The organism is Labrys sp. KB_33_2 (genome assembly GCF_052114505.1).
In the GTDB taxonomy this organism is placed as follows: domain Bacteria; phylum Pseudomonadota; class Alphaproteobacteria; order Rhizobiales; family Labraceae; genus Labrys.
The window spans coordinates 600,243-624,954 of record NZ_JBFREW010000001.1; the positions used below are offsets into that span (position 1 = coordinate 600,243).

The window sequence follows — 24,712 nt, forward strand, 5'->3', positions numbered from 1 at the left end:
GGGCCTGCCTCAACGGAATGGGCCGAGGATACGAGAATGCGTAGCGACGAGATCCGGCCAGGGACGCTGGCCAAGCGCCATGCAGACCGACGGTCGCAGATGTCGCTGGGGTTCCGGCGCGAAAGTTTTACTTTGCCGCGCGAGGAAGCACGCGCCAAGGCGCGTGATCTGTTTACTCGCTACCCCAAGGCAGCCTATATGACCGAGATCGAATACTGGGAAGAACTGCCAGACGGGCAGATCTTCGTCACCATGCGCCATTTGCCGACCGCCGATTGAGAAGGGCGGCTTTCGCGGCAGGGGCCAATTGATTTTCGTCGACGTCGCTGGCAGAGTGACATCATGTTCAGGTTCTATCGATCGAACTCGCTGCTGATCTCGTCCGACCCCCCGGGGCCGGGTTGCAGTCGCATGCGCTGAACTCTCTCCGCCATCGCGTTTCAACCAGGGCCCCGCCATCCGGCAGGGCCTTTTCGTTTGCGCCTGCCGCTGCGCGCCGCCAGCATCAGGAGGCAACATTGCTGGATATCGCTTTCATTCGTAACAACGCCGCCGCCGTCGCGGCGGCGGCCCACGCCAAGGGCATGACCGTGGATCTGGATCAGATTCTGGCCCTCGACGCTGCGCTGCGTCGCGACAAGACACGGCTTGAAACCCTGCGGGCGGAACGAAATCGGATCGCGGCCGAGTTCCTCACGGCTGCCGAGCCCTTGCGTGCCGCCAGTGCCGAACATTCCCGGGCGATCGCCGGCGAGCTTTCCGCCCTCCAGGGCCGTGTGACGGAGATGGAGCAGGCTCTGCGCGAGCTCTTGCTGACGGTTCCCAACCTGCCGTGGCAGGGGGCGCCGATAGGGCCGGATGAAAAGAGCAATCAGGTGGTGCGTGTCGTTGGCGATCGGCCCGATTTTGCCTTCACGCCGCTCGATCATGTTGCCATTGCCGACAGGCGTGGCTGGATCGATCCGCCTCGGATCGCCAAGGTTGCGGGGGCTCGAAGCTATGTGCTGAAGGGGCGCCTTGCCCTGCTGGAGCAGGCTCTGCTGTTCGACACCTCCCGCCGGCTCGCCCAAGAGGGGTTCCAACCCATCTCCGTCCCGGCTTTGGTTCGTGGGGACGCCTTCGTCAATACCGGCCATTTCCCCTTCGCCAGGGAGGATACGTTCGAACTCCCGCGCGACGGAGCCTATCTCGCCGGCACGGCCGAGATCGCCCTGACCGGCCTGCATGGCGGCGAGATCATCGAGGAGCGCGATTTACCCCTGCTCTATGCGGGTTTTTCTCCCTGCTTCCGCCGCGAAGCCGGCAGCGGAGGACGCGACGTGCGCGGCCTGCTCAGGGTCCACCAGTTCTACAAGGTGGAGCAATATGTGATCTGCCGCGACGATCCCGAGGAGACCGCATATTGGCACGCCCGGCTGCTCGCCAATGCCGAGAACATCCTGCGGGATCTGGGTCTGCCCTATCGGGTCGTCGAATGCTCCACTGGAGACATGGGCCCCGGCAAGGTGCGAATGAACGACATCGAAACCTGGGTGCCGAGCCTCACATGCTACCGGGAAACCCATAGCTGCTCCAGCCTGCATGAATGGCAGGCGCGGCGTGCCAATATCCGCTGGCGCGACCGGAAGGGACGGGTTCGCTTCTGCCACACGCTGAACAACACCGCGATTGCGACACCGCGCATCCTGGTGCCCTTGATCGAGAACCACCAGACGCCACAGGGGCGGGTTCGCGTCCCTTCATTCCTGCAAAATTATCTAGGCGGGGAGGATTTTCTGTGATGGAGGCATGGCGTGATCGGCGTGGGCTCGGTTACAGCCGGTCCAGCAGGGCAGGCAGTTCCGCCAGGAAGGCATCGCGCGCCTGGAGGCCGGCTCGGATATCGCCTTTGCCGGCCAGTTGCACCTGGCGCACGAAGGCTACGTTGCGTCCGTTCCTGTTGGCCCAGCCGACGAACCAGCCATAGGCATGATCGAGGTCGAGCTTGCCGTCGGAGCGCCGGGGCGCGCCGGAACCGGTCTTGCCATGAACTTCCCAGCCATTGGGCAGTGGCGCCAGTTCCAGGATGCGGGTGGTCATGTCATAGGCTCGGTTCGAGACCGGCAGTTGGTGGCGCACCATCCGCTCCAGGAACCGGAGCTGCTGGAGCGGCGTGATCTTCAGGGACGAGCTCAACCAGGCATGGGTGAGGCCGTTCTGCTTGCCCGGATCGCCCGCGACGTCCTGGTTGCCATAATCGAATTCGGCGACGTAGCGCTTGAATCGCAGCTTGCCGAGGCTGCGCGTGACCTGTTGCGAGTACCAGACCACCGAATTCTTCATCCAGCTCGTGGGGTCGGTGCTGGTACGCCATTCCGGCACCCAATCGGCATAGCCTTCGCGAAAGGGCAGGGCCGGCACATGCTCGTTCTTCAACAGGCCCGAATCATAGCCCATCAGGCTGATGGCAATCTTGAAGGTCGAGGCTGGCGTAATCGGCTGGTCGCAACTGCCTTCCTGAGTGAGCAGCTTGCCGGTTGCCACATCGGCCAGCAGCGTGCAGGCGCTCGCGACCGCAGCTCCCGAGGGCTGAGCCAGGGCGTTGCCCGTTCCGGTCGAGATCGTCAAAAAGACGGCGGCGGCAAAAGCCTCCAGAGCGGTCGTCGGGCGGGGCATGCAGCAGGGTCTCCGGGATCGACGCGCATCTGTCAGAGACATTGTGGCCCGATCTTGTCGATGGCAGCAACAGGCTGCGCTGCACGAGAGCAAAGTGCGGTTTCTCCGAACCCACTTTGCTCTAACTCACCATTTCGACGCGACTTTGCGATTTGAGGCGATTCCGTCAAATCGCAAAACGCTTTGGTTTAGAAGCAGGCTGCGGACCTTTCCGGGAAATTCCGCTTAGCGGGTCAAGGCCATTTCACCGTGGGTGGCATCGAGGACAGGATAGAGGAAACATTGCCGCCGGTCTTGAGGCCGAACAGCGTACCGCGGTCATAGAGCAGGTTGAATTCGACGTAACGCCCGCGGCGCACCAGTTGCTCGTCGCGTTCCGCCTCTGTCCAGGGCTTGTCGAAATTGCGCGTGACGATCTCCGGATAGATGGCGGCGAAGGCGGTGCCCACCGCCTGGGTGAAGGCGAAATCGGCCTGCCAGTCGCCGCTGGCCAGCCCATCATAGAAAATGCCGCCGATGCCGCGCGACTCATTGCGATGCTTGAGGAAGAAATAGTCGTCGCACCATTTCTTGTATCGGGCATAGTCCGCCACGGGATGGGCCTCGCAAGCCCGGCGCAGGGCGGCGTGGAAATCCTGGGTGTCCGGGTCTTCCTGCGTGCGGCGCCTGTCGAGCATCGGCGTCAGGTCCGCGCCGCCGCCGAACCAGGCCTTGGTAGTCACCACGAAGCGGGTGTTCATGTGCACCGTCGGCACGTGGGGGTTCCAGGGATGGGCGATCAGGGAGATGCCGGAGGCCCAAAACCGCGGATCTTCGGCGGCACCGGGGATCTCGGTGCGGAATTCGGGCGAGAATTCGCCATGGACGGTCGAGCAATGCACGCCCACCTTCTCGAACACCCTGCCATGCATCATCGCCATCACGCCGCCGCCGCCGGGGCGGCCCGTGTGGTCGGTGCGTTGCCAGGGCGTGCGTTTGAAGTGTCCCGCTGTGGTGCCGGCCGGCGCTCGGGCCTGCGGCAACGCTTCCTCGATGGCCTCGAAGGCGGTGCAGATCTGATCGCGCAGCGATTCGAACCAGACACGGGCCTCGGCCTGATGGGCGGCGATCTCGGCGTAAAGTGGGGCGGAAGCGGGCTTTGTCATGCTGCCTCTATAGTCCGTTTCTACCAGCAGGCAATTGCGCAGGATCAATGACGGCCGGAGGAAGGCCGGTGTTCGATCAAGCAGAATCTGCCGGGGAAGGGAAGCCATCGGTCTGGCGCAGGGCCTCGCCGAGCACCATGGCGGCGGCGACAGCCACGTTCAGCGAACGCAACCCCGGACGCATCGGCACGATCACCCGCGCGTCGGCTGCAGCATGAACCATATCGGGCACGCCGGCCGATTCCCTGCCGACCATCAGGATGTCGTCCGGTTGAAAGACATGGTTGGTATGAGGCACCGCGCCCCTGGTCGTCAGCAACACCAGCCTTTGTTTGTTCGCGGCTCGCCATGCCTCGAAGGCCGGAAAGGAAATGTGGCGGTCTATGGCGAGGCGGTCGAGATAGTCCATGCCGGCCCGGCGGAAGGCCCGGTCCGAGACGGGAAAGGCCGCCGGCTCGATGATGGCCGCCTTTACCCCGAGGCAGGCGCATAGGCGCAGCATGGTGCCGGCGTTCTGGGGGATGTCGGGCTGGAAGAGGGCGAGAGTGAGGGGCATTCGGGTTTTCGTGGCGGAAAGCGAAGAGTGCCTTCATAGGACACCTGCCCGGTATCGGGCATGGAGAATCTGCATGATTGGCGTTGATGTCATGCGACATAGCGCCATTTGCGGGCTGCACGATCTAGACAACTTCGCAACAGAGTGGCATGAGCCCCTTGATAAGGTTTGCCCCAGTTTCGCCGCGATCCGGTTTTGCGCGGCTGGGGTGGCCGAGATTTGGCAGAGTTGGATGGTGCGGGACTGATGCGTCCGGTTCCTCCATCATCCCGGCGGTGGCCGGGATGCGACGTATGAGAAGGATCGATCCGTGTCAGTCACGAACGAACACGCCGCAGAGCCCACTCGTCGCGATTTCATTTACATTGCCACCGGCGCGGTCGGTGCTGTGGGTGTCGCTGGCGCAGCTTGGCCTTTCATCAGCCAGATGAATCCGGACAAGGCAACCATCGCGGCGGGCGTGCCGGTCGAGGTTGACCTGACCCCGATTCCCGAGGGGCAGTCGGTGAAGATCTTCTGGCGCGGCAAGCCGATCTTCGTTCGTCACCGCACCAAGGCTGAAATTGCTGCGGCCGAGGACGTCAAGCTGGGGGATCTGAAGGACCCTCAGGCCGATGCGGACCGGGTCAAGAAAGATCAGGCGCAATGGCTCGTCGTGGTCGGAATCTGCACGCATCTGGGCTGCATCCCGTTGGTCAACGAGGGGGCCTATCATGGCTGGTTCTGCCCCTGCCATGGTTCGGTCTACGATACCTCGGGACGCATCCGTCAGGGTCCGGCTCCGCTCAACCTGGAAGTTCCGCCCTATAATTTCGAGAGCCCGACCAAGATTATGATCGGCGCCGAATCGAACGCACAAGCTTAAGGTCACAATTCATGAGCGGAACCTCGACCTGGACTCCGAAATCCGGCCTTGGACGGTGGTTCGAGAGCCGCCTGCCGATCGGCGGGCTCGTCCACTCCTCGTTCATCGCCTATCCCACGCCGCGTAACCTCAATTATATGTGGACCTTCGGCGCCATCCTCTCCTTCATGCTGGGTGCGCAGATCCTCACGGGCGTGGTGCTGGCGATGCACTACGTCTCCGATTCGAGCCTGGCCTTCACCTCGGTGGACTTGATCCGTCGCGACGTGAACTGGGGTTGGCTAATCCAGAAGCTGCACGCCAACGGCGCCTCGATGTTCTTCATCGCCGTCTATCTCCACATTGCCCGCGGCATGTATTATGGCTCCTATAAGGGCCCCCGCGAGGTGCTGTGGCTGCTCGGTGTCGTCATCTTCCTCTTGATGATGGCGACCGGCTTCATGGGCTATGTGCTGCCCTGGGGCCAGATGTCGGGCTGGGGTGCTACCGTCATCACCAACCTGTTCTCCGCCATTCCCGTGTTCGGCAAGTCGATCGTGACCTGGCTGTGGGGCGGGTATTCGGTGGGCAATCCGACCCTGAATCGCTTCTTCTCGCTGCATTATCTGCTGCCGTTCATGATCGCCGGCGTCGTCGTGCTGCATATCTGGGCGCTGCATGTGGTCGGCCAGAACAATCCGACCGGCGTCGACATCAAGTCAGACAAGGACTCGGTACCCTTCACGCCGTATGCGACGCTGAAGGATGCCTTCGGCATCGCCTGCTTCCTCGTCTTCTTCATGTATTTCGTGTTCTACATGCCGGACTATCTGGGTGATCCGGAGAACTACATCACCTTCGATCCCGGCAAGACGCCCGCGCATATCGTGCCCGAATGGTACTTCCTGCCCTTCTACGCGATCCTGCGTTCCATCCCGGACAAGCTGCTGGGCGTCATCATGATGTTCGCCGCGATCGTCATGCTGGCGCTGCTGCCCTGGCTCGACACATCGAAGGTGCGCTCGGCGGTCTATCGTCCGGTGTTTCGCTGGGTGTTCTTCATCTTCGTGGCTATTTGCATCGGCCTCGGATGGATCGGCTCGCAGCCGCCGGAAGGCTCGAAGGTACTGATCGGCCAGATTCTGACCGCGCTGTACTTCTCCTACTTCCTCATCGCCCTGCCATTGCTGGGGTTGTTTGAGCAGACCAAGCCGGTTCCCGCTTCGATCGCCGATGCCATTCTGGCGAAAACGGGCGGCATCCCCCTGCCGGCCGCAAACACCGCCGAATCGCAAAGCAAGGGCTGAGGGGCGAACGAGATGATTGAGATGTTCAAACCTTCACGTGTGGCCGGCCTGGCTGTCGCCCTGGCCACCCTGTTCGGCGCTGCCGGTCTGTCCCAGCCCGCCTGGGCGGAGGGCGGCGAGCAGCCGACCCGCCAGCAGTGGAGCTTCGCGGGTCCATTCGGTCGCTATGATCAGGGTCAGCTGCAGCGTGGCTTCAAGGTCTATCGCGAAGTCTGCTCGGCCTGCCACAGCCTGCATCGCGTTGCCTTCCGCACCCTGTCCGATCCCGGCGGCCCCGGCTTCACCGAGGGGCAGGTGAAGGCGCTTGCTGCCGAATACACCGTCATGGACGCGCCCAACGACAAGGGCGAGGTCCTCGAGCGCAAGGGCCGTCCGGCGGATTATTTCCCGCTGGTCTATCCGAACGATCAGGCTGCCGCCGTCGCCAACAATGGCGCGGTGCCGCCGGACATGTCGCTGCTCGCCAAGGCGCGTGGCGTGAAGTCCGGCTTCCCCGGCTTCGTCTTCGACATCTTCACCCAGTACCAGGAGCAGGGGCCGGACTATATCCATGCCCTGATTACCGACGGCTATCTGAAGGACGATGAGAAGCCACCCGAGGGTGTCACCGTTCCGCCGAACGGGCATTACAACAAGATCTTCGGTGCTTCGATCGGCATGGCCAAGCCGTTGGCCGATGGGCAGGTTGAATATACGGACGGCACGCCGCAGACGGTGGATCAGTATACCCACGATGTCGCGGCCTTCCTGGCCTGGGCCGCCGATCCCTCGCTTGAAAAGCGCAAGCAGACCGGTTTCGTGGTCATCATCTTCCTGATCGTGCTGGCCGGCCTGCTCTATTACACCAAGAAGAAGATTTGGGCCGACGCTCATTGAGGGCTTCGATCGAGACTTGATTGACGAAGGCCGGGGATCGACGATCCCCGGCCTTCATATTTTAATCGGCCGTCTGTGAAGGGGAATGCGGGCCTTTCTGCGCCAGCCCGGCCTCGACTCTTGGGCAAGGGCGTGGTCTTTTTCGGCATCGAATCCGCGGAAGGCAGACTATGACCGCCAAGACAGAACTCTCGGGCTCGACGGCCCGCATCCTCAAGGACGCGATCCGCACCATTCCGGACTATCCCAAGCCGGGAGTGGCGTTCCGCGATATCACCACCTTGCTGGGGGACGCCTGGGCCTTCCGGCGTGCGGTCGACGAACTGGTCCAGCCTTGGGCGGGTGCCAAGATCGACAAGGTTGCCGGGATCGAGGCGCGTGGCTTCATCCTGGGAGGGGCTCTGGCCCATCAGCTTTCGTCCGGCTTCGTGCCTGTGCGTAAGAAAGGCAAGCTGCCGCACGAAACCGTGCGCATCGCCTATTCCCTGGAATACGGCCTCGACGAAATGGAGGTCCACAAGGATGCGGTGAAGCCGGGCGAACGGGTCCTTGTCGTGGACGATCTCATTGCCACCGGCGGTACAGCGGAAGCGGCGGTCAAGCTGTTGCGTGAAATCGGTGCCGATGTCCTGGCGGCGGTCTTCATCATCGACCTGCCGGACCTGAAGGGGGCCGACAAGATCCGGGCGCTCGGCGTGCCGGTCCACACACTGGTATCTTTCGAGGGGCATTGAACGGGGGGCGTCTCTTGGAGCGCGGACATCACAGCCCCATGAAGTCATGGGGCGATATCCGCTCTTCTTTCCATGAACGCCGTGTTTCCAAGAGCGGACTGGAAGTCCGCGCTCCAGGCACAACTGGCACAAGGCATATCGCGCTTCTTGCATTTCGCCCCCGATACGTCTATGAGAACGCCGTTCCGCGACCAGACACCCCTGGAGGCAATGCGGGACGACCGAACCGGCCGCGCCAGCGGCCTTTTTCTTTGAACAACCTAGGAATACACAATGTCCGTGAAGCAGATTTCCGCCACGGCTCGCACGCAAGTGGGCAAGGGGGCCGCGCGTGCCGTTCGTCGTGAAGGCAAGGTGCCGGCCGTGATCTACGGCTCCGGCAAGCCCCCCGTTTCCATCGCGCTCGATGCCAAGGAAACCAACCGGCTGGTTTATGCCGGCCACTTCCTCACCACCGTGTTCGAGATCGAGGTGGATGGCAGCAAGACCCGCGCTATTCCGCGCGACTATGCTCTCGACCCGGTGAAGGACACCGTCGAGCATGTCGACTTCCTGCGCATCGATGCCGGCTCGCGTCTGCGCGTCGACGTTCCCGTCCATGCCGTCAACGCCGCCACCTCGGTGGGTGTGAAGCGTGGCGGTTCCGTCAATATCGTGACGCATTCGCTCTCGGTTCTGGCCCCGGCCGACAAGATCCCCGATTCGATCGATGTCGACGTTGCCGCTCTCGACATCAACGATTCGATCCACCTCTCGCAGATCAAGCTGCCGGAAGGCGTTTCCTACGCCGGCCAGGACGATGCGACGCTGGTTTCGATCCTGCCGCCGGCCGGTGAAGAGGCTGCTCCCGAAGCCGAAGTGGCTGCCGAGCCTGCCGACGCCGCCAAGAAGTAATCCGGCTTCGAATATTGCTGCGATGGCCGGGCTCGTCCCGGCCATTCGCACAAGAGCGTTTGGCGATTCGACGGAGTCACCCAGAACCGCAAAGACGCTCTAGCCAATCCGCTGGATTGGCTTGGAAACAAGGAGCTAGAGCAAGAGAGCGTATCCGCTTAAACGCGCTTTGCTCTAGTGGGGGCCACCATGCGTCTTTTTGTCGGGCTCGGTAATCCGGGCGCCAAATATGCCGGCAATCGTCACAATATCGGTTTCCTCGTCATCGACGAGATGGCGCGGCGCCACCGTTTCGCGCCCTGGCGCGCTCGCTTCCAGGGCCAGATCAGCGAAGGCAGCATTGGCGGCGAGCGTGTCATGCTGCTCAAGCCCCAGACTTATATGAACGAAAGCGGGCAGTCGGTTGGCGAGGCCATGCGCTTCTTCAAGATCGGTCTTACCGATCTCACCGTCTTTCACGACGAACTCGATCTGGCGCCCGCCAAGCTGCGCGTGAAGGTCGGCGGCGGCAATGCCGGTCATAATGGCTTGAGATCGATCACCGCCCATTGCGGCAACGACTATCGCCGCGCTCGGCTCGGCATCGGTCATCCCGGTGACAAGGCGCTGGTGCATCATTTCGTGCTCAGTGACTTCGCCAAGGCGGAGTGGTCCTGGGTCGAGGATCTGTGCTCCGCCTGCGCAGACGCGGCACCGCTGCTGGCGAGCGGGGAGGAGGCGAGCTTCCAGAACAAGGTCCACCTGTTCATGGAGGCAAGGGGACACGGTGCGACCAAACCGGCTTCATCTGCATCATCCACGAAGGGGTGAAGCAGATGAAGCCGGCAAGTGTTTGAAGTCTTGCAGATCAAACGCGGTCTGCATTGGCTCGCAGGGGCTTGAAGAATCGGCTGGACGAGCCGTCCGGCTCGGCCGAGCCATTGACGTTGCGCTGCTTCCTATCTACCCAGCGCCTTAACGGATTTCGTCGGCGGCAAAAGCGCGCCGGCTACAAGATGAACGAGCGATCACCATGGGTTTCAAATGCGGAATTGTCGGCCTGCCCAATGTCGGCAAGTCGACCCTGTTCAATGCGCTGACGCAGACGGCGGCGGCACAGGCGGCCAACTATCCCTTCTGCACCATCGAACCCAATGTCGGTGACGTGGCGGTGCCGGACGAGCGCCTGGAGAAGCTCGCGGCCATTGCCAAGTCCGGTACCATCATTCCGACACGGCTGACCTTCGTGGACATTGCCGGCCTGGTGCGCGGCGCCTCCAAGGGTGAAGGGCTGGGCAACCAATTCCTCGGCAATATCCGCGAATGCGATGCCATCGCCCACGTGGTGCGCTGCTTCGAGGACGGCGACGTCACCCATGTCGAAGGCAAGATCGATCCGGTGGCCGATATCGAGACCATCGAGACCGAACTGATGATCGCCGACCTCGACAGCCTGGAGCGTCGCATGGTGGCGCTGGAGAAGAAGGCGCGCAGCGGCGACAAGGAGGCCAAGGAAAGCCTCGACCTGATCAACCGGGCGCTGGTGTTGCTGCGTGAGGGCAAGCCGGCTCGCCTGGTCGACGTCAAGCCGGAGGAACGCCGGGCCTTCGACATGCTGCAGCTTCTTACCGCCAAGCCGGTCCTCTATGTCTGCAATGTCGAGGAGGCCTCTGCCGACAAGGGCAATGGCCTGTCTGAAAAGGTGAAGAAGCGTGCTGCCGAGGAAGGCGCCAAGGCGGTAGTGGTATCGGCCAAGATCGAGAGTGAGATCGCCATCCTGCCGCCCGAGGAGCAGAAGGATTATCTCGACGCCATCGGCTTGAGCGAACCGGGTCTCAACCGCGTCATCCGCACCGGCTATGAACTGCTCGACCTCGTCACCTATTTCACGGTGGGGCCGAAGGAGGCACGGGCCTGGACCATCACCAAGGGCATGCGCGCCCCGCAAGCCGCCGGCGTGATCCACTCCGATTTCGAGAAGGGTTTCATCCGTTCCGAAACCATCGCCTATGCCGACTATGTCGCTCTCAACGGTGAGGCGGGCGCCAAGGAAGCCGGCAAGTTCCGGCTGGAAGGCAAGGATTATGTGGTCGTCGACGGCGATGTTCTGCATTTCCGCTTTGCGACTTGAGCGCAAATGGATTGCGCTCGGTTCGAAGATCTTGAAAGACCTTTGACACCTGGTCGATCCGGCGTAATTTAATATCAATACGTCAATTGGCAGCCTTCAATGAAGGGAGCCAATTGACAGAAGAAAATCGATTTATCTGTGTTATCATCGCGTGAGTGTTCGTTCGTGACAGGGGCGGGGGCCATGCAATCCAACGAACCGCCGCGCAAGATACCGGGTGAGCGGGCAACTATTCATGATGTTGCCCGGCTTGCGAATGTCTCGCCTGCCACCGTTTCCAAAGTGCTGCGCGGCCTCGGCGCAGTGAAGGCCGAGAGTGTCGCGCGTATTCATGCCGCCGTTCGGGAACTTGGCTTTCGGGTGGACCCGCTGGCTGCCAATCTGCGCCGGTCGCGCCGTTCGATCGTCGGGCTGATCGTCCCGGACTTCCGCAATCCGTTCTTCGGTTCCATGGTTGCCCATTTCGAGCGTCTGGCGGAGGGCAGCGGCTATCGTCTGGTGACCGTTTCCAGCGCCGAGAAGGCCGAGCGGGAGGCCGCCCAGACCGAGGCGCTGCTCGACTGGCGCGTCGCCGGCATGATCGTCGTGCCGACGGATGGGCGCCCGGCGGCGGAAGGCTCGCTGCTCGATCAGAAGGTCGCCACGGTCCTGCTCGATCGCGTCCCGGACGAGACCGGATTCGATCGCGTCAGCGTCAACAATATCGAGGCCAGTGCTGCAGTCATCCGCGAACTCGTGGCCCTGGGACACCGGCGCATCCTGCTCGGGCCCTCCTCTCTCGACCTCACCAATATGCGCGATCGCGTCAACGGCGCGATGGCAGCGGCACACCAGGCGGGCGTCGCCGATAATGTCGAAGTTCTACTGTGTGGTCCCGATGTCGCATCGGCCATGGAGGCCATGGCTGCACGTTTCGACAGGGGAGAGCTGCCGACGGCCGTCTTCGCGCTCTATAGCCCTGCTACGCTCGCGGCCCTGCGGGAAGTGGAGCGACGCGGCCTCGTCATGCCCAGGGATCTGTCGGTTGTGGGCTTCGACGACATCGAATGGATGCAGGTGACCCACCCGCCGATCGCCGCGGTGATACAGCCGGTGGAGGCGATCGCCGAAGTTGCCTGGGCCCAGCTCATGCAGCGCCTGGCGGAACCCGGCGAGGCGCCTCGGGCCGTCGAAGTGCCCTGTCAGCTCGATTTGCGGGGATCTGTTGCCGGCCCGCGAGCCTGAACACCCAATAGGCCGATCCAGCCTACTCCACCGCCTGAGCTTGCCCCGAAAGTTCGGCCTGCAGATGGGCGATCAGCCTGTCGATCGCCGCTTCCACCGGTCCGTCATTGCTGATGATGAGATCGGGGGCGAGGGTGTCCTCGCGATCGATCTTGCGAGCCAGGCGCGCCCGGATCATCTCTTCGCTTTCGCGGCCGCGGGCAGCCAGACGCTGGGCGATGATCTCGGCCGGTGCGGTGATCAGCACCACGCTGAGGCCGGCGAAGCGCTGGCGCGCCTCCGGCAGGCTGGAACGGGAGAGATTGCAGACGGCGTGGCGGCCCTCTTCGGTTGCCAGCCGCACCTCAAGGGGCAGGGCGTAGCTGAGGCCGTGGGCGCGCCAAGAGAGCGAAAAACCACCCTCGGCCTCCAATTCGGCAAAATGCTGCTCGGTCAGGGTCTCGTGATCTTCCGCCGAATTGCTTTCCCGCGTGATGACGCGCCGCGGGAAGATCAGGCCGGGATGGCCGGCGAAATGGGCACGGGCCGCGTCGATCAGCGTATCCTTGCCCGCGCCGCTCGGTCCGACGATGGCGATCAGTTTGCCGAACCGAGGTTTGGGCTGGATCAAAGCGGGTTCGTCGGTCATGCCGCGATCTTGCCCTCGTTCCAGACGCGGCGGATGATCGGCGTGGTGCTGGCGCCCGAGGCAACCTGGGTCACGCGCACCAGATCGGCCCGCCGTCCTTTTTCCAACCGACCGCGATCGTCGAGGCCCGTGGCGCGGGCCGGCGTATCGCTGACCATGCGCACGGCGGCCGGCAGATCGATCGCGGGCACCCGCTCAGGCAGCTGGAAGGCGGCCAGGAGCAGGCTGGCGGGCACATAGTCGGAGGAGAGGATGTCGAGCACACCCTGGCCGGCAAGGTCCGCCGCCGCGATGTTGCCGGAATGGGAGCCACCGCGCACGACGTTCGGCGCACCCATCATCACGCTGATACCGGCGGCGTGGGAGGCGAGGGCGGCCTCGAGCGTGGTCGGGAATTCGGCAATGGCCACGCCATCGGCCACGGCTTCGTCCACATGGGTCGCGCTCGCATCGTCGTGGCTGGCGAGCACGATGCCATGTTCGCGCGCCAATGCCACCAGATTGGTGCGGCTGTGCGCAGCAAAGCGGGCATGCCTGTCGAGCTTGGCCTTGATATAGCTCTCGACATCGGTCTCCCCGCGCGCACGGCGTGGAAAGTAGAAGCTCATCCAGGTTTCGAGATCGCGAAACTGGCGCTGGCCGGGCGTATGATCCATCAACGAGGCCAGATGAACGGGGTAGAGTTCCCGGAATGCCTGGAAGGCGGTGAGGACATCGTGCGTGGCGAGCTCGCAGCGAATATGGGTGCGATGCTCTACGCGCAGATGGCCGTGCTGGCGTGCCTCTTCCAGGGCCCCGGCCAGGGCCGTGCCCTCCTTGGAGATCGTGCCCTCCTCCGTCTCGGAGCCGAGGCGGATGGAATCGAACACGGTGGTGATGCCGGCGGCGGCGATCTGGGCGTCATAGGCCATCACGGCGCTGAGGGCATGCCAGCGCACCGAGGGGCGCGGCGAGTAATGAGCTTCCAGATGGTCGGTATGAAGTTCCACCAGCCCGGGCAGGATATGGTCTCCCGCCATGTCCAGGCCTTTTTCCGGCGCCTCTCCCTCGCCCATGTCCACGATGCGGCCCTTGTCGACCGCGATCCAGCCCTTGTCGATCACATGATCCGCCAGGACGAGGCGGGCGTTTGAGAGAACAAATTGCTCAAGATCAGGCATGATTGAAATGTCCGTTCAGGCGGCAAGTGAGGTTGCGGAAAACTGGGTGACGTCGACCACGCGGTCTGCGACTCGCTCGCGCACATCCTCATCATGAAAGATGCCGACAATTGCGACGCCATTTTGTTTCTTGGCGGTGATGAGCTCGACGACGACGGCCCGGTTGGCCGCATCGAGCGAGGCGGTTGGCTCGTCGAGGAGCAGGAGGGGCCGGTCGGATGCGAGGCCGCGCGCAATGTTGACACGCTGCTGCTCACCGCCCGAGAAGGTTGCAGGCGGCAGGCGCCACAGTCGTTCCGGCACGTTGAGCCGGTGGAGCAGGTCCTGGGCGCGCCCAATGGCCGCGTCCTCGGCCATGCCGGTTTCCCGCGCCGCCTCGGTGACGATGGCGAGGGCCGAGACACGCGGGATGACACGCAGGAACTGGCTGACATAGCCCATGGTGCGTCGGCGCAAAGCAAGGATACGCCGAGGTTCGGCTGTGGCGATATCCACGGCGTCTTCGCCTTCGCGCAGCAGGATCGATCCCCTATCGCAGCGGTAGTTGCCGTAAATCATCTTGAGGATCGAGGATTTGCCGGCTCCGGACGGACCGCCCAGCACGACGCATTCACCGGGGGCGACGGTGAAGCTGACATCCTGCATCACGCCGATGCTCTGGCCACCCTGGAGATGCAGGGTGAAGCTCTTGGAAACGCCTTCGAGGGTAAGGATGGGGGAGGTCATGCTGCCAGCACCGAAGAAACCAGGAGTTGGGTGTAGGCCTCGTGCGGGTCGTCGAGGACCTGGTCGGTCAAGCCCGTCTCGATCACCCGGCCCTGCCGCATCACCATGATGCGATGCGATAACAACCGTGCGACAGCGAGGTCGTGCGTGACGATGATGACCGCGATACCTGTTTCGGCGACGAGGCCGCGCAGGAGGTCGAGCAGGCGAGCCTGCACCGAAACGTCGAGGCCGGAGGTCGGCTCGTCCATGAAGACGAGGCGGGGGCGGGTGACGAGGTTGCGGGCGATCTGCAGGCGCTGCCGCATGCCGCCGGAGAAGCTTGCCGGCGTGTCGTCGATGCGGTCGGCCTCGATCTCCACCCGGCCGAGCCAGTCCAGGGCCGATTCGCGAATGCGGCCATAGTGCCGGGCGCCGACGGCCATCAGGCGCTCACCGACATTTGCGCCGGCCGAGACGCCCATCCGCAGCCCGTCGCGGGCATCCTGGCGCACGAAGCCCCAGTCAGTGCGCAGCAGGAAGCGACGCTCCGCCTCGCTCAGCGAGAAGAGGTCGCGAGCGGCGCCGTCGCGCATGCGATAATGCACAGAACCGGCGGTCGGTTCGACTTCACTGGACAGGAGACCGAGCAGGGTCGATTTGCCCGATCCGGATTCGCCCACCACGGCGAGAACCTCGCCCTCATAGAGGTCGAAGGAGACGTCGGCACAGCCCAGGCGCGTGCCATAATGCTTGGTCAACCCGCGTGCCTGGAGCAGCGGGGAATCGTTGAAGGTCATGCGACTTTCTCCGGCAAGGATAGGCGGAAGGACACGCCGTGACGCTCGAAACCGAGTGAATCGTAAAAGGCATGGGCGCCGGTATTGTGCAGGCTGGAGGCGAGAATGGCCTTGTAGCAGCCCTTCTCCTGCGCCAGGCGGAAGGCGGCCTGCAGCATGAGGCGGCCAATGCCTTCGCCTTGCTTGTCGGAAGCGATCACCACGTTCTCGATCACGGCGAAAGGGGTGCCGCGCCGGGCGAGGTTGTCGACCGCCATCAGGCAGAAGGTGCCGATGATCCTGCCGTCCTGTTCGACGACATGGAGCGTGTAATCGGGATAGAGGCCGAGGCGCTGGAGCTTGTCCTCGGCCTCCTCGAGCGTCAGGACGTTGTCGCCGTTGAAATCGGGCTGTCCGTAAAGGGTGAGCACGGCGGGCAGGTCCGCCTTGCCGCCGATGCGCACGGATAAGGAAGGGATGGCGCTCATGGTGCGGTCTTCCCGGCTTCGGCCGGCAAGGGCGAATTCGCACCCTGGCCGCTCAGTGTTTCGGGCGCCGTGCCCAGCATCGCGCCCTTGTGTCCCTCTGCCCGCCTGGTCTCGCAATGGTCGGTGTCCGAGCAGACGAACATGCGGCCGCCGCGATCGTCGAGGACGACCTCGTCGAGATAGACGCCTTGCGCGGCGCAGAGGGCGCAGGGCTGCTTGAAGCGCTGCACGCTGAAAGGATGATCCTCAAAATCGAGGCTCCTCACCCGAGTATGCGGCGGCACAGCATAGATGCGCTTCTCGCGCCCGGCACCGAAGAGCTGCAGCGCCTCGCAATCGTCGATCTTGGGATTGTCGAATTTCGGCGTCGGCGAGGGGTCCATGACATAGCGCCCGGCGACTTCCACCGGATAGGCGTAAGTGGTGGCGATATGGCCGTGGCGGGCGATGTCCTCGTAGAGCTTCACATGCATCAGGCCGTAATCGGCGAGGGCGTGCAGCTTGCGGGTCTCGGTCTCACGCGGTTCCAGGAAGCGCAGCGGCTCGGGGATCGGTACCTGGTAGACCAGAACCTGGTCGGGCTTGAGCGGGGCCTCAGGCACGCGGTGGCGTGTCTGGATGATGGTGGCATCCTGCGTCGCGGTGGTGGTGGCAACGCCGGCCGTCTTGGCGAAGAAGCGGCGGATCGAGACGGCATTGGTGGTGTCGTCGGCGCCTTGGTCGATCACCTTGAGCACGTCGTCAGGGCCGATGACGGCGGCCGTCACCTGCACACCGCCGGTGCCCCAGCCATAGGGCATCGGCATCTCGCGCGAAGCGAACGGCACCTGATAGCCGGGAATGGCGATGGCCTTGAGGATCGCCCGGCGGATCATGCGCTTGGTCTGTTCGTCCAGATAGGCGAAATTGTAGCCGGCCTCCGCGGGGATGCGCTCGCTGCCGGTGGGCAGGGCCTGAGTCTCGATCATGCTGCGTCCTCCTGTCCGACTTCGGCCAGTGCCGCCTTGCGGCGTTCGGCATGTTCGGCCCGCAGGCGCCGGACCAGGTCGAGTTCGGCCTGGAAGTCGACGTAATGGGGCAGTTTCAGATGCTCGACGAAGCCGGTCGCCTGCACGTTGTCGCAATGGGACATCACGAATTCTTCGTCCTGGGCGGGCGCAGTCATCTCCTCGCCGAATTCGCGCGCCCGGAGCGAACGGTCGACCATCGCCATGGACATCGCCTTGCGCTCGGCCTGCCCGAAGACCAGGCCATAGCCGCGCGTGAATTGCGGTGGGGCCTCGGCAGAACCAGCGAATTGATTGACCATCTGGCACTCGGTGACGGTGATCGACCCCATCGGCACGGCAAAACCGAGCTCCTCGGGCACGAATTCCACCTCCACTTCTCCCAGACGGATCTCACCGACAAAGGGATGGGTGCGGCCAAAGCCGCGCTGGCTGGAATAGGCGAGCGCGAGGAGAAAGCCCTCGTCGCCTCGGGCCAGCGCCTGCAGCCTGAGGTCGCGCTCGGCCGGGAAGGACAGGGGCTCGCGGGTGAGGTCGCCCACCGGGCGTTCGGGATCGGGATCGGCGTTGCGTTCGATCAAGTCTTCGCCGCCGAGCAGGTCGCTGACGCGTGGCGTCTTCTCGTCGGTGGCGGGTTTCTCCCGGGGCGGTTCGATTTCGGCACCGGCCGCCAGCATGAAGTCGAGCAGGCGGTGGGTGTAGTCGAAGGTCGGGCCAAGCACCTGGCCGCCGGGCAGATCCTTGAAGGTCGCCGAGATACGGCGGCGGATGGCCATCTCGTCGGTGTCCACGGGCACGCCAATGCCGAAGCGCGGCAGAGTGGTGCGATAGGCGCGCACCAGGAAGATCGCTTCGACCAGGTCGCCGCGAGCCTGCTTGATCGCCAGCGCCGCGAGGTCACGATCATAGAGCGAGCCCTCCGCCATCACACGGTCGACGCCCAGCGTGAGCTGTTCGCGGATCTGATCGGTGGCAAGATCGGGCACCGCCTTGTCGCCGCGCCTGACATGGGCGAGCAGGCGATGGGCATTGTCGATGGCTTCCTCGCCACCCTTGACGGCGACATACATCAGGCTACTCCAACTTTCTTGTCTGCTCCAAGAATTTGTGACGAGCGCGGCAGACCGGCGATCTTGCCCGCTGCCGCGAGGACGACATCAACGCCACACGGGAAGCCGGCATGGTTGGCGGCAAGCTGCTGGCGGAAGCCGGCAGGAAGCGGCGCCAGCACCAGGCCTGCATCCGTCTTGATGCCGGGTCCGGTGAAGACGAAATCACGGCCGGGCTCGAGCCGCTCGAGAGCGATCAGCAGCGTGGTCGAGCGGTCGGGATATTCGTCGCTGCCCTGGGCGAAATGGGCAAGATCCGGACAGGCAGCCACGTCTGCGATCAAGGCGAAGGCCGCCTCCTGCGGATCCTCCGTCAGGCGGGCTCCGGTATGGAAGGTGAGAAAGGCGCGCACCGCCGGTGCCTGCAGCCTTGCATCGAGCCAGATAGGGGCCTCGTGATCGGCCAAGGCAAGGGCAAGGGCGGCCAGTTCCGGCGTCAGCGGCGCCGGCGGTGCGAGGTTTGTTTGGAGGGGCAGGGGACGGGCGGGACGGGCCAGCGCATTCATGCAGGCCCGGAAGACCGCCTGGGATTCGAGCGCGGCATTGGCGAAGCCGGGCGCGAGGTCCAGTGCAAGGTTGGTCATCAGTCCTCTCCTCGTACCATGGTGAAGAAATTGACCCTGGTTGCCGCTGTTTGGCGGGCTGAAACCTCCGCATCGGCCGCGAGGCGGGCTGCGACAGGACGCAGCGCCCGCTCCACGGCATCGCGGCGGGGCTCGTCTTGCCAGAGTGCGTCGATCAGGGCGGCGGCGCTGGCCTTGGTGCGATCGCGGCCGAGATGATAGGCAAAGCCGATCGGCCCGTTCTCCAGCCGGACGGTGGCACGCGAGGTGCTCGCTTCCCCCAGGTTGAAGGCGCCACCGTCGCCGCCGACCCTGCCCTGCAGCATGACGAGGCCTGTTGCGGCTGGTCGCAGCGCCACATGGGCCGGAAGCGGGGCCAGGGCCGAAAGAACATGATCGAGTTCGGGGCCGGTAGCATGGGCGCACAGGCGCATGACGGCTTGGCGCGCCTTCACTCCGGCAGCCGGATTGGCTGCCATCTGGCGATGACGATCTGGAGAGGATTCATTCATGACGGAACCATGGGGGTTGCCTTCGGTCACAACAGGCTGGGCTCGAAACAGGGCTGGCGAAGCAAGTTGTCTAGTGATATAGACAACTATATGAGGAACCTTGCAACGCTTCCATGACAAAACCAGTCCCGACCCGGAATTTTTCGCCGCTGGGCGCAGTAGACGATCGCGCCACCGCTGAAGGCACGGTTTTGCCGGGCGATGGCATCGCCATGGATGGTGCGGTCTTTCGCGGCGATGGTATCGCGGCCTGGCGCAAGATTGCCGATCTCGTCGAGGCCGAGATTGTCGGCGGCATGCTGGCGCCCGGCGCTCAATTGCCGACGGAGGCCGTGCTGGCCGCCCGTTTCGGCGTCAACCGGCATACGGTACGCCGCGCTCTGAGCGAGTTGGCCGGTAAAGGCCTCGTGCGCACTGCGCAGGGCAGGGGCACTTTCGTCGAACTTTCCCGTCTCGCCTATCCGATCGGCGCGCGCACCCGTTTCAGCCAGAACATGGCCCAGGAGGGGCGCGAAGCGGGGGGCACGATGTTGGAAGCCAGCGAAGTCCAGGCCGATCCGCGTCTCGCGAGCCTTCTGGCGATCGCGCCCGGCAGTCTCGTGCTCAGGCTGCTGACCCTGCGTTCGGCGGATGGCGTGCCGATCGCGTTCGGCAGCACTTTCTTGCCTCTGCCGCGCTTTGCCGGCTTTGCCGATGCCTATCGTCGCTTCGGGGCCGTGACACCGGCTTTGGCTGAATGCGGCGTCGACGACTACAAGCGCCAGGCGACGCGTCTGGGCGCCCGCTTTGCCTCTCCAGACGAGGCAGCCAGGCTGGACATTGCGGCGGGCCGCCCGGTACTGACGGTGGAGGGCGTCAATGTCGATAGTGACGGTGTGCCGATCCAGGCGATTTTCAGCCTCTTCGCCGCCGACCGTACCGAAATCGTGGTCCAGAACTGACGGTAACACCTAGAGCGTTTTCCAGAAAAGTTGATGGACTTTTCCATGAAGAAAACGCGTTAAAACAAAGAGTTAGAGAAGGATGACAATTCGGGGAAAAGTCATTTTTCTCTAGCCCCGATAGGCGTGCACGCCGCCACGCGGGTCCGTGACGAGATGGCCGTCTTCGCTCTCGGCTGCAAGATAGCTCGGTCCAATCGGCACCTTGCCGTGGCCGCCGGGAATGTCGAGCACATAGGTGGGCTGGCCGAGGCCGGTGAGGCTGCCGCGCAGCTCCCGCATCACCGCCTGGCCCTCGGCGATGCTGGTGCGAAAATGGCCGGTGCCCTTGGCGAGGTCGCCATGGTGCAGATAATAAGGCTTGATGCGCAGGCCGAGCAGAGCCCGGAAGAGGGCCGATAGCGCTTCGGCCGTGGCATTGACACCCTTGAGCAGCACGGTCTGGCTGACCATGGCGATGCCCGCCTGCACCAGCCGCGTACAGGCCTCCCGCGCGGCGGGGGTGAGTTCGCGCGCATGGTTGGCGTGCAGGGCGACGAACACGCCCTTCGGGCTGTCGAGGTTTTCGATGAGTTCGGCGGTGATCCGTTCGGGGGCTACCACCGGCACGCGCGTATGAAACCGGATCACCCCGATATGGTCGATGGCCGATAGTGCTTTGACGATCCGGCCGATGCGCCGCGGCGACAGCGCGAAAGGATCGCCGCCGGTGACGATGACCTCGAAGATCGCAGGATTGTTGGCGATGTAAGCCAGGGCTGCGTCGAGTTCGCTGCTGGTGAGCGTATCGCCCTCTGGCCCCACCATTTCGCGGCGGAAGCAGAAGCGGCAATAGACCGGGCAGACATGCAGCGGCTTGAGCAGGACACGGTCGGGATAGCGGTGCACGATGCCCTTCACGGGCGAGAAGGCGTCATCCCCGATCGGATCGGTGAGTTCGTCTGGGCTCGATATCAGTTCGCGGCCGGTTGGCACGAACTGGGCGGCGATGGCATCGTCCTGGGGAGAGCCGGTGATGAGGTGGGTCATCGCCGGGGTGATCGCCACCGAGTAACGCCGCGCCACCTCTTCAATGTCGAGACGCTCAGCCGAGGAAATGAGCCCGCTGGCTTCCAGATCGGAAGCGCTCCGAAGGCTGGAATGCTTGTTCATTTCGATGCTCTTGCCATGATGCCGGCTGGATCGCCACGGCGAGGCAGCCCTTTAGCAGGCAATGGCTGGATATGCCAACCCAGGAACAAACAGGCGTTTCCGCCATAGGCGCTAACTTTGCGGCCAGAGGCGCCGGTAGCGTGGAGGGTCGATCTCCGCAGCTCCATCAATTGATGGAGCGAGATCGACCACCTTTGTCCTTTAACTCGCTCGACATTTCCAAGATGGTCGATCTGGAGATCGACCCTCCAAACTGGTGCCACCACCCAAAGTTAGCGCCTATGGGGTTTCCGCTAAAATGCGTTTTGCCGAAAACCGGTCTCCACTTTTCGGCGCGATGCTCTAGCGATAGCGATCGATCAGGTCTCGGGCGCAGGCGGCAGGCTGGGGCGGGTCGTTTTTCCCATGACCGTCGATCACGCCGATGTCGCGCAGCAACCGATCGGAGAGACCGCGCAACCCCTTCTTCGGCATTGCCGGCGGTGTTGTCGGCCGTGGCTTGCTCCCCTCCGTCTCGCTCCCTCGCAAACAAGATCGCTCAATCCATCCAATCTGAGCCATCGTCATGACACGATCTCCAAATTGGCAAGGTCTCCGGCGTTGTCGGCCCCATGGGCCGTCGTCGCCGATCCCTCATGCGGCGCAAGCCTGAAGGGGGCGACGTCATGGCGGGTGAAGCAGGCGATCATCATGGTGTCCCGGGTTGAAAGAGACCGGGACAGGCTAGGCGATTGAGCAGCGTCGATGCTTCGGCTATGGTCGTAGTATGAAAGACGGACCGATGATCGCCTCGGTTGCCGCCCTGATCGGCGATCCGGCGCGCGCCAACATGCTCACTGCGCTGATGGACGGCCGGGCGCTGACGGTGAGCGAACTCGCCGAGGCCGGTGGCATCAGCCTGCAGACGGCCAGCGGCCATCTCGCCAAGCTCGATGCCGCCGGCCTGCTCTGCGCCGAAAAGCAGGGGCGGCACCGCTATTTCCGCCTGTCCGGCCACGACGTGGCCCAGGTCCTGGAAGCCCTGATGGAATTGGCCGAGCGCACCGGTGCGATAAGAGTGCGGACCGGCCCGCGTGACGAAGCCATGCGGACGGCCAGGATCTGCTACGACCATTTGGCCGGAGCACGCGGTGTTGCCCTGCTGGATGGCTTCGTGTGTCAGGGCTTGATCAGCGGCGACGAGGATCCCGTGGTTACGGCGATGGGCAAGGATTTCTTCGTCGGACTCGGGCTCGACGTCCCGGGCATGGCCAGGAGCCGGCGCCCTGTCTGCCGACGCTGCCTCGACTGGAGCGAACGCCGCAGCCATCTCGGCGGCGCCCTTGGCGCGAGGCTCCTCGACTGGGTGATCGAGCGCGATTGGGCCCGACGCAAGGAGGGGCGTGTGATCGCCTTCACGCCCATCGGCGCGAAGGCGTTCGATGCAACATTCGGCCTGGCGGGGTAGGCCTCAGGGCCGCTGCGGCTGGCCGATGATCGCAAGTCGGAGACGCGACGAAATCACGTCGATGACGGCGACAGTGACGAGGATCATGAAAATCAGCACACCAAGCGGCGGCAGGTCGAGCACCCGCAGCAATTCGGCGAGATACTGGCCGACCCCGCCGGCTCCGACGATGCCGATGATGGTGGCCGAGCGGACATTGGATTCGAAGAAATAGAGCACCTGGCTCGCCATGACCGGCAGGACCTGCGGGATCAGGGCGAAACGGATGCGGTGGATCCGATTGCCTCCCGTGGAGAGCACGCCCTCGCTCGCCCTGTTGTCGGTGGTTTCGATGGCTTCCGAGAACAGTTTGCCGAAGGCGCCGAAATCGACGCAGATGATGGCGAGCACGCCGGCAAACGGACCGAGGCCGACGACGCCGACCCACACCAATGCCCAGATCAGCGCATCGACGGACCGGATCACATCGAGGCTACGGCGGACGGCAAAGCGGACGAAGACATTGGGGATGACGTTGCGTGCCGCCAGGAAGGCCACGGGCGCAGCCAGCACAGCCGCTGTGAGCGTGCCGGCAAAGGCGATGGCGAGCGTCTCGGTGAGAGCCTCCACGAAGAACCAGAACTTACCCTCGTCATTGGGCGGGAACATCTGCACGACGAAGGTGCCGAGCCGCGAAAGCCCGCTGAAGAACCGCTCCGGCGTCACCTCAAGCCGGACCATGGCGACGACGGCAAGGGCGAGCAGGACGACTATCACGCCTCCGGCCAGGAAACGTGTCCGCCAGGAGATTTCGAAATGGGCACGGTGGCGGGCTGCCACGGAGGCGAGCCTTTCGGGGCTGAGGGAGGCGAGAGGGCTTGCCGAACGCGGTGCCGAACCGTTGATGCCGTTGTTCATGGTGTCGCCTCCTGACCGATCAGACGATGGCGCAGCTTCTCTGTGGCGAAATCGATGATGAAGACCGTGACGATGATCATCAAAAGAATGGCGCTGACGTCGGCATAGGCGAAGGTACGGATGGCGACCAGGAGTTCCTGGCCGATGCCGCCCACGCCGATGAAGCCCATCACGCCGGCTTCCCTGACATTGATCTCGAAGCGGAGCAGGGAATAGGAAGCGAAGTTCGGCAGGGTCTGGGGCAACACGGCAAAGCGTATGCTTTCCAGCCAGGATCCACCGGTGGCGACAGTGCCCTCGACCGGCTTCATGTCGGCATTCTCGACCACTTCGGCAAACAGCTTGCCGAGCGCGCCCATGGTGTGGATGGCGAGTGCCAGTGCGCCGGCCATCGGCCCGGACTTGAAGGCGATCAAGAAGATCATGGCGAAGACGATGGTCGGCACCGTGCGGCAGAACTCAAGCCAGCGGCGCACCAGCGCGCGCAATAGCCGGCTACGCGTCAGATTGGCGGCAGCCGCAAAGCACAGGAGGAACGCACCGAGCACGCCGAGCAGCGTGCCGAGATAGGCGACGAGCAGCGTATCGCCGAGCAGCACCAGCCATTTGCCGAAGCCCCAATACCATTCCCTGACATCGCCGACGAAATTGCCGAGGCTGAGCGGCGGGGCGATGCGGCTGAAAAAGGAGGTGAAGTTGCCAAGATGGGTCCACAGGAAGCCTGGCCGGATCGCCGCCACATGGGCCGAAAGGGCGTAGAGGCCGATGCCGACGATGACGGCGAGCCAGATCCTGCGTTTCTTGGCAGCAATGGTTGCCTGATAGGCCCTGAGCAGGGCTTGGGTTTGCGCCTGGGGCAGGCTATTGATAGCCGGCAATTGTGTATCCTCCTGCCTGGTCGAACGCAGGCGGTTCCAATGGAAATCCATGTGGCGTAATCCGCTTGCGCAAAGGGCGCGCACCTTTCGGTGCGCGCCCT

26 protein-coding genes and 1 pseudogene are annotated in these 24,712 nt (G+C 63.7%); 11 read left to right on the forward strand and 16 right to left on the reverse strand.

Annotated elements, in window-relative coordinates; translation table 11 throughout:
* Positions 1 to 36: 36 nt before the first annotated feature.
* Positions 37 to 279, forward strand: coding sequence for a hypothetical protein (locus AB4037_RS02840; RefSeq protein ID WP_434957524.1), 243 nt, complete (start codon positions 37 to 39; stop codon positions 277 to 279).
* A gap of 239 nt (positions 280 to 518) precedes the next feature.
* Positions 519 to 1,781, forward strand: coding sequence for a serine--tRNA ligase (gene serS / locus AB4037_RS02845; RefSeq protein WP_441770456.1), 1,263 nt, complete (start codon positions 519 to 521; stop codon positions 1,779 to 1,781).
* A 31-nt stretch (positions 1,782 to 1,812) separates the two neighbouring features.
* Here the strand turns inward: serS and blaOXA are convergent, their stop codons facing one another.
* The 3 genes from blaOXA to AB4037_RS02860 form a co-directional block, all read right to left on the reverse strand.
* Complete coding sequence (gene blaOXA / locus AB4037_RS02850; RefSeq protein WP_441770457.1) at positions 1,813 to 2,655, reverse strand: class D beta-lactamase; 843 nt, start codon at positions 2,653 to 2,655, stop codon at positions 1,813 to 1,815.
* A gap of 233 nt (positions 2,656 to 2,888) precedes the next feature.
* On the reverse strand, positions 2,889 to 3,800 hold the full coding sequence (hemF, locus tag AB4037_RS02855) for an oxygen-dependent coproporphyrinogen oxidase (RefSeq protein ID WP_441770458.1): 912 nt from the start codon (positions 3,798 to 3,800) through the stop codon (positions 2,889 to 2,891).
* A gap of 76 nt (positions 3,801 to 3,876) precedes the next feature.
* Positions 3,877 to 4,356: a tRNA (cytidine(34)-2'-O)-methyltransferase gene (locus tag AB4037_RS02860; RefSeq protein ID WP_441770459.1), complete on the reverse strand. Its 480-nt coding sequence runs from the start codon at positions 4,354 to 4,356 to the stop codon at positions 3,877 to 3,879.
* A gap of 310 nt (positions 4,357 to 4,666) precedes the next feature.
* On the opposite strand from AB4037_RS02860, the gene petA reads away from it, so the two are divergent.
* From petA to AB4037_RS02895, 7 genes and pseudogenes are all read left to right on the forward strand, one after another.
* Complete coding sequence (gene petA / locus AB4037_RS02865; protein WP_434957519.1) at positions 4,667 to 5,221, forward strand: ubiquinol-cytochrome c reductase iron-sulfur subunit; 555 nt, start codon at positions 4,667 to 4,669, stop codon at positions 5,219 to 5,221.
* An 11-nt stretch (positions 5,222 to 5,232) separates the two neighbouring features.
* Positions 5,233 to 7,383: pseudogene (locus tag AB4037_RS02870) on the forward strand (cytochrome c1).
* Positions 7,384 to 7,553: 170 nt separating this feature from the next.
* On the forward strand, positions 7,554 to 8,117 hold the full coding sequence (locus tag AB4037_RS02875) for an adenine phosphoribosyltransferase (protein WP_434957518.1): 564 nt from the start codon (positions 7,554 to 7,556) through the stop codon (positions 8,115 to 8,117).
* A gap of 273 nt (positions 8,118 to 8,390) precedes the next feature.
* Positions 8,391 to 9,011 carry a 50S ribosomal protein L25/general stress protein Ctc gene (locus AB4037_RS02880; RefSeq protein WP_441770460.1) on the forward strand — a complete coding sequence of 207 codons (621 nt, stop codon included), beginning with the start codon at positions 8,391 to 8,393 and terminating at the stop codon, positions 9,009 to 9,011.
* A 189-nt stretch (positions 9,012 to 9,200) separates the two neighbouring features.
* Positions 9,201 to 9,821: an aminoacyl-tRNA hydrolase gene (gene pth, locus AB4037_RS02885; protein ID WP_441770461.1), complete on the forward strand. Its 621-nt coding sequence runs from the start codon at positions 9,201 to 9,203 to the stop codon at positions 9,819 to 9,821.
* A gap of 202 nt (positions 9,822 to 10,023) precedes the next feature.
* Positions 10,024 to 11,121: a redox-regulated ATPase YchF gene (gene ychF / locus AB4037_RS02890; RefSeq protein ID WP_441770462.1), complete on the forward strand. Its 1,098-nt coding sequence runs from the start codon at positions 10,024 to 10,026 to the stop codon at positions 11,119 to 11,121.
* A gap of 183 nt (positions 11,122 to 11,304) precedes the next feature.
* On the forward strand, positions 11,305 to 12,345 hold the full coding sequence (locus AB4037_RS02895) for a LacI family DNA-binding transcriptional regulator (protein WP_434957514.1): 1,041 nt from the start codon (positions 11,305 to 11,307) through the stop codon (positions 12,343 to 12,345).
* Between the two features lie 22 nt (positions 12,346 to 12,367).
* Here AB4037_RS02895 and phnN read toward each other — a convergent pair whose 3' ends face one another.
* From phnN to phnG, 9 genes are read right to left on the reverse strand one after another with little or no spacing between them, the layout of a single operon-like run.
* A complete protein-coding gene (gene phnN / locus AB4037_RS02900; protein ID WP_434957513.1) occupies positions 12,368 to 12,973 on the reverse strand; it encodes a phosphonate metabolism protein/1,5-bisphosphokinase (PRPP-forming) PhnN in 606 nt (201 codons plus the stop codon).
* On the reverse strand, positions 12,970 to 14,133 hold the full coding sequence (locus AB4037_RS02905) for an alpha-D-ribose 1-methylphosphonate 5-triphosphate diphosphatase (RefSeq protein ID WP_441770463.1): 1,164 nt from the start codon (positions 14,131 to 14,133) through the stop codon (positions 12,970 to 12,972). The genes phnN and AB4037_RS02905 overlap by 4 nt, the downstream gene beginning before the upstream one ends.
* A 15-nt stretch (positions 14,134 to 14,148) precedes the next feature.
* On the reverse strand, positions 14,149 to 14,859 hold the full coding sequence (gene phnL / locus AB4037_RS02910) for a phosphonate C-P lyase system protein PhnL (protein WP_434957511.1): 711 nt from the start codon (positions 14,857 to 14,859) through the stop codon (positions 14,149 to 14,151).
* A complete protein-coding gene (gene phnK, locus AB4037_RS02915) occupies positions 14,856 to 15,638 on the reverse strand; it encodes a phosphonate C-P lyase system protein PhnK (protein WP_434957510.1) in 783 nt (260 codons plus the stop codon). Before phnK ends, phnL begins: the two co-directional genes overlap by 4 nt.
* Positions 15,635 to 16,105: a GNAT family N-acetyltransferase gene (locus AB4037_RS02920; RefSeq protein ID WP_434957509.1), complete on the reverse strand. Its 471-nt coding sequence runs from the start codon at positions 16,103 to 16,105 to the stop codon at positions 15,635 to 15,637. The genes phnK and AB4037_RS02920 overlap by 4 nt, the downstream gene beginning before the upstream one ends.
* Positions 16,102 to 17,073, reverse strand: a complete 972-nt coding sequence (locus tag AB4037_RS02925) for an alpha-D-ribose 1-methylphosphonate 5-phosphate C-P-lyase PhnJ (RefSeq protein ID WP_441770464.1) — start codon at positions 17,071 to 17,073, stop codon at positions 16,102 to 16,104. Before AB4037_RS02925 ends, AB4037_RS02920 begins: the two co-directional genes overlap by 4 nt.
* Complete coding sequence (locus AB4037_RS02930) at positions 17,070 to 18,182, reverse strand: carbon-phosphorus lyase complex subunit PhnI (protein ID WP_434957507.1); 1,113 nt, start codon at positions 18,180 to 18,182, stop codon at positions 17,070 to 17,072. Before AB4037_RS02930 ends, AB4037_RS02925 begins: the two co-directional genes overlap by 4 nt.
* Positions 18,182 to 18,805 carry a phosphonate C-P lyase system protein PhnH gene (gene phnH / locus AB4037_RS02935; protein WP_441770465.1) on the reverse strand — a complete coding sequence of 208 codons (624 nt, stop codon included), beginning with the start codon at positions 18,803 to 18,805 and terminating at the stop codon, positions 18,182 to 18,184. The genes AB4037_RS02930 and phnH overlap by 1 nt, the downstream gene beginning before the upstream one ends.
* The gene (gene phnG / locus AB4037_RS02940; protein WP_441770533.1) at positions 18,805 to 19,263 is read right to left on the reverse strand and encodes a phosphonate C-P lyase system protein PhnG; all 459 of its coding nucleotides are present in this window, start codon (positions 19,261 to 19,263) and stop codon (positions 18,805 to 18,807) included. The genes phnH and phnG overlap by 1 nt, the downstream gene beginning before the upstream one ends.
* Before the next feature lie 146 nt (positions 19,264 to 19,409).
* On the opposite strand from phnG, the gene phnF reads away from it, so the two are divergent.
* Positions 19,410 to 20,237: a phosphonate metabolism transcriptional regulator PhnF gene (phnF, locus tag AB4037_RS02945; RefSeq protein WP_441770466.1), complete on the forward strand. Its 828-nt coding sequence runs from the start codon at positions 19,410 to 19,412 to the stop codon at positions 20,235 to 20,237.
* Positions 20,238 to 20,348: 111 nt separating this feature from the next.
* Here phnF and AB4037_RS02950 read toward each other — a convergent pair whose 3' ends face one another.
* The gene (locus tag AB4037_RS02950; protein WP_441770467.1) at positions 20,349 to 21,389 is read right to left on the reverse strand and encodes a lysine-2,3-aminomutase-like protein; all 1,041 of its coding nucleotides are present in this window, start codon (positions 21,387 to 21,389) and stop codon (positions 20,349 to 20,351) included.
* Positions 21,390 to 21,952: 563 nt separating this feature from the next.
* Entirely contained in the window at positions 21,953 to 22,081 is a 129-nt protein-coding gene (locus AB4037_RS02955; protein WP_441770468.1) for a hypothetical protein, read from the reverse strand.
* A gap of 74 nt (positions 22,082 to 22,155) precedes the next feature.
* Here AB4037_RS02955 and AB4037_RS02960 point away from each other — a divergent pair, with 74 nt between their 5' ends.
* The gene (locus AB4037_RS02960; protein WP_441770469.1) at positions 22,156 to 22,836 is read left to right on the forward strand and encodes an ArsR/SmtB family transcription factor; all 681 of its coding nucleotides are present in this window, start codon (positions 22,156 to 22,158) and stop codon (positions 22,834 to 22,836) included.
* A 3-nt stretch (positions 22,837 to 22,839) separates the two neighbouring features.
* On the opposite strand, the gene phnE (AB4037_RS02965) is transcribed toward AB4037_RS02960, so the two are convergent.
* Positions 22,840 to 23,733 carry a phosphonate ABC transporter, permease protein PhnE gene (gene phnE, locus AB4037_RS02965; RefSeq protein WP_441770470.1) on the reverse strand — a complete coding sequence of 298 codons (894 nt, stop codon included), beginning with the start codon at positions 23,731 to 23,733 and terminating at the stop codon, positions 22,840 to 22,842.
* Positions 23,730 to 24,611 (reverse strand): phosphonate ABC transporter, permease protein PhnE, encoded by an 882-nt coding sequence (gene phnE / locus AB4037_RS02970; protein WP_441770471.1) that lies wholly within the window; start codon positions 24,609 to 24,611, stop codon positions 23,730 to 23,732. Before phnE (AB4037_RS02970) ends, phnE (AB4037_RS02965) begins: the two co-directional genes overlap by 4 nt.
* Positions 24,612 to 24,712 lie beyond the last annotated feature (101 nt).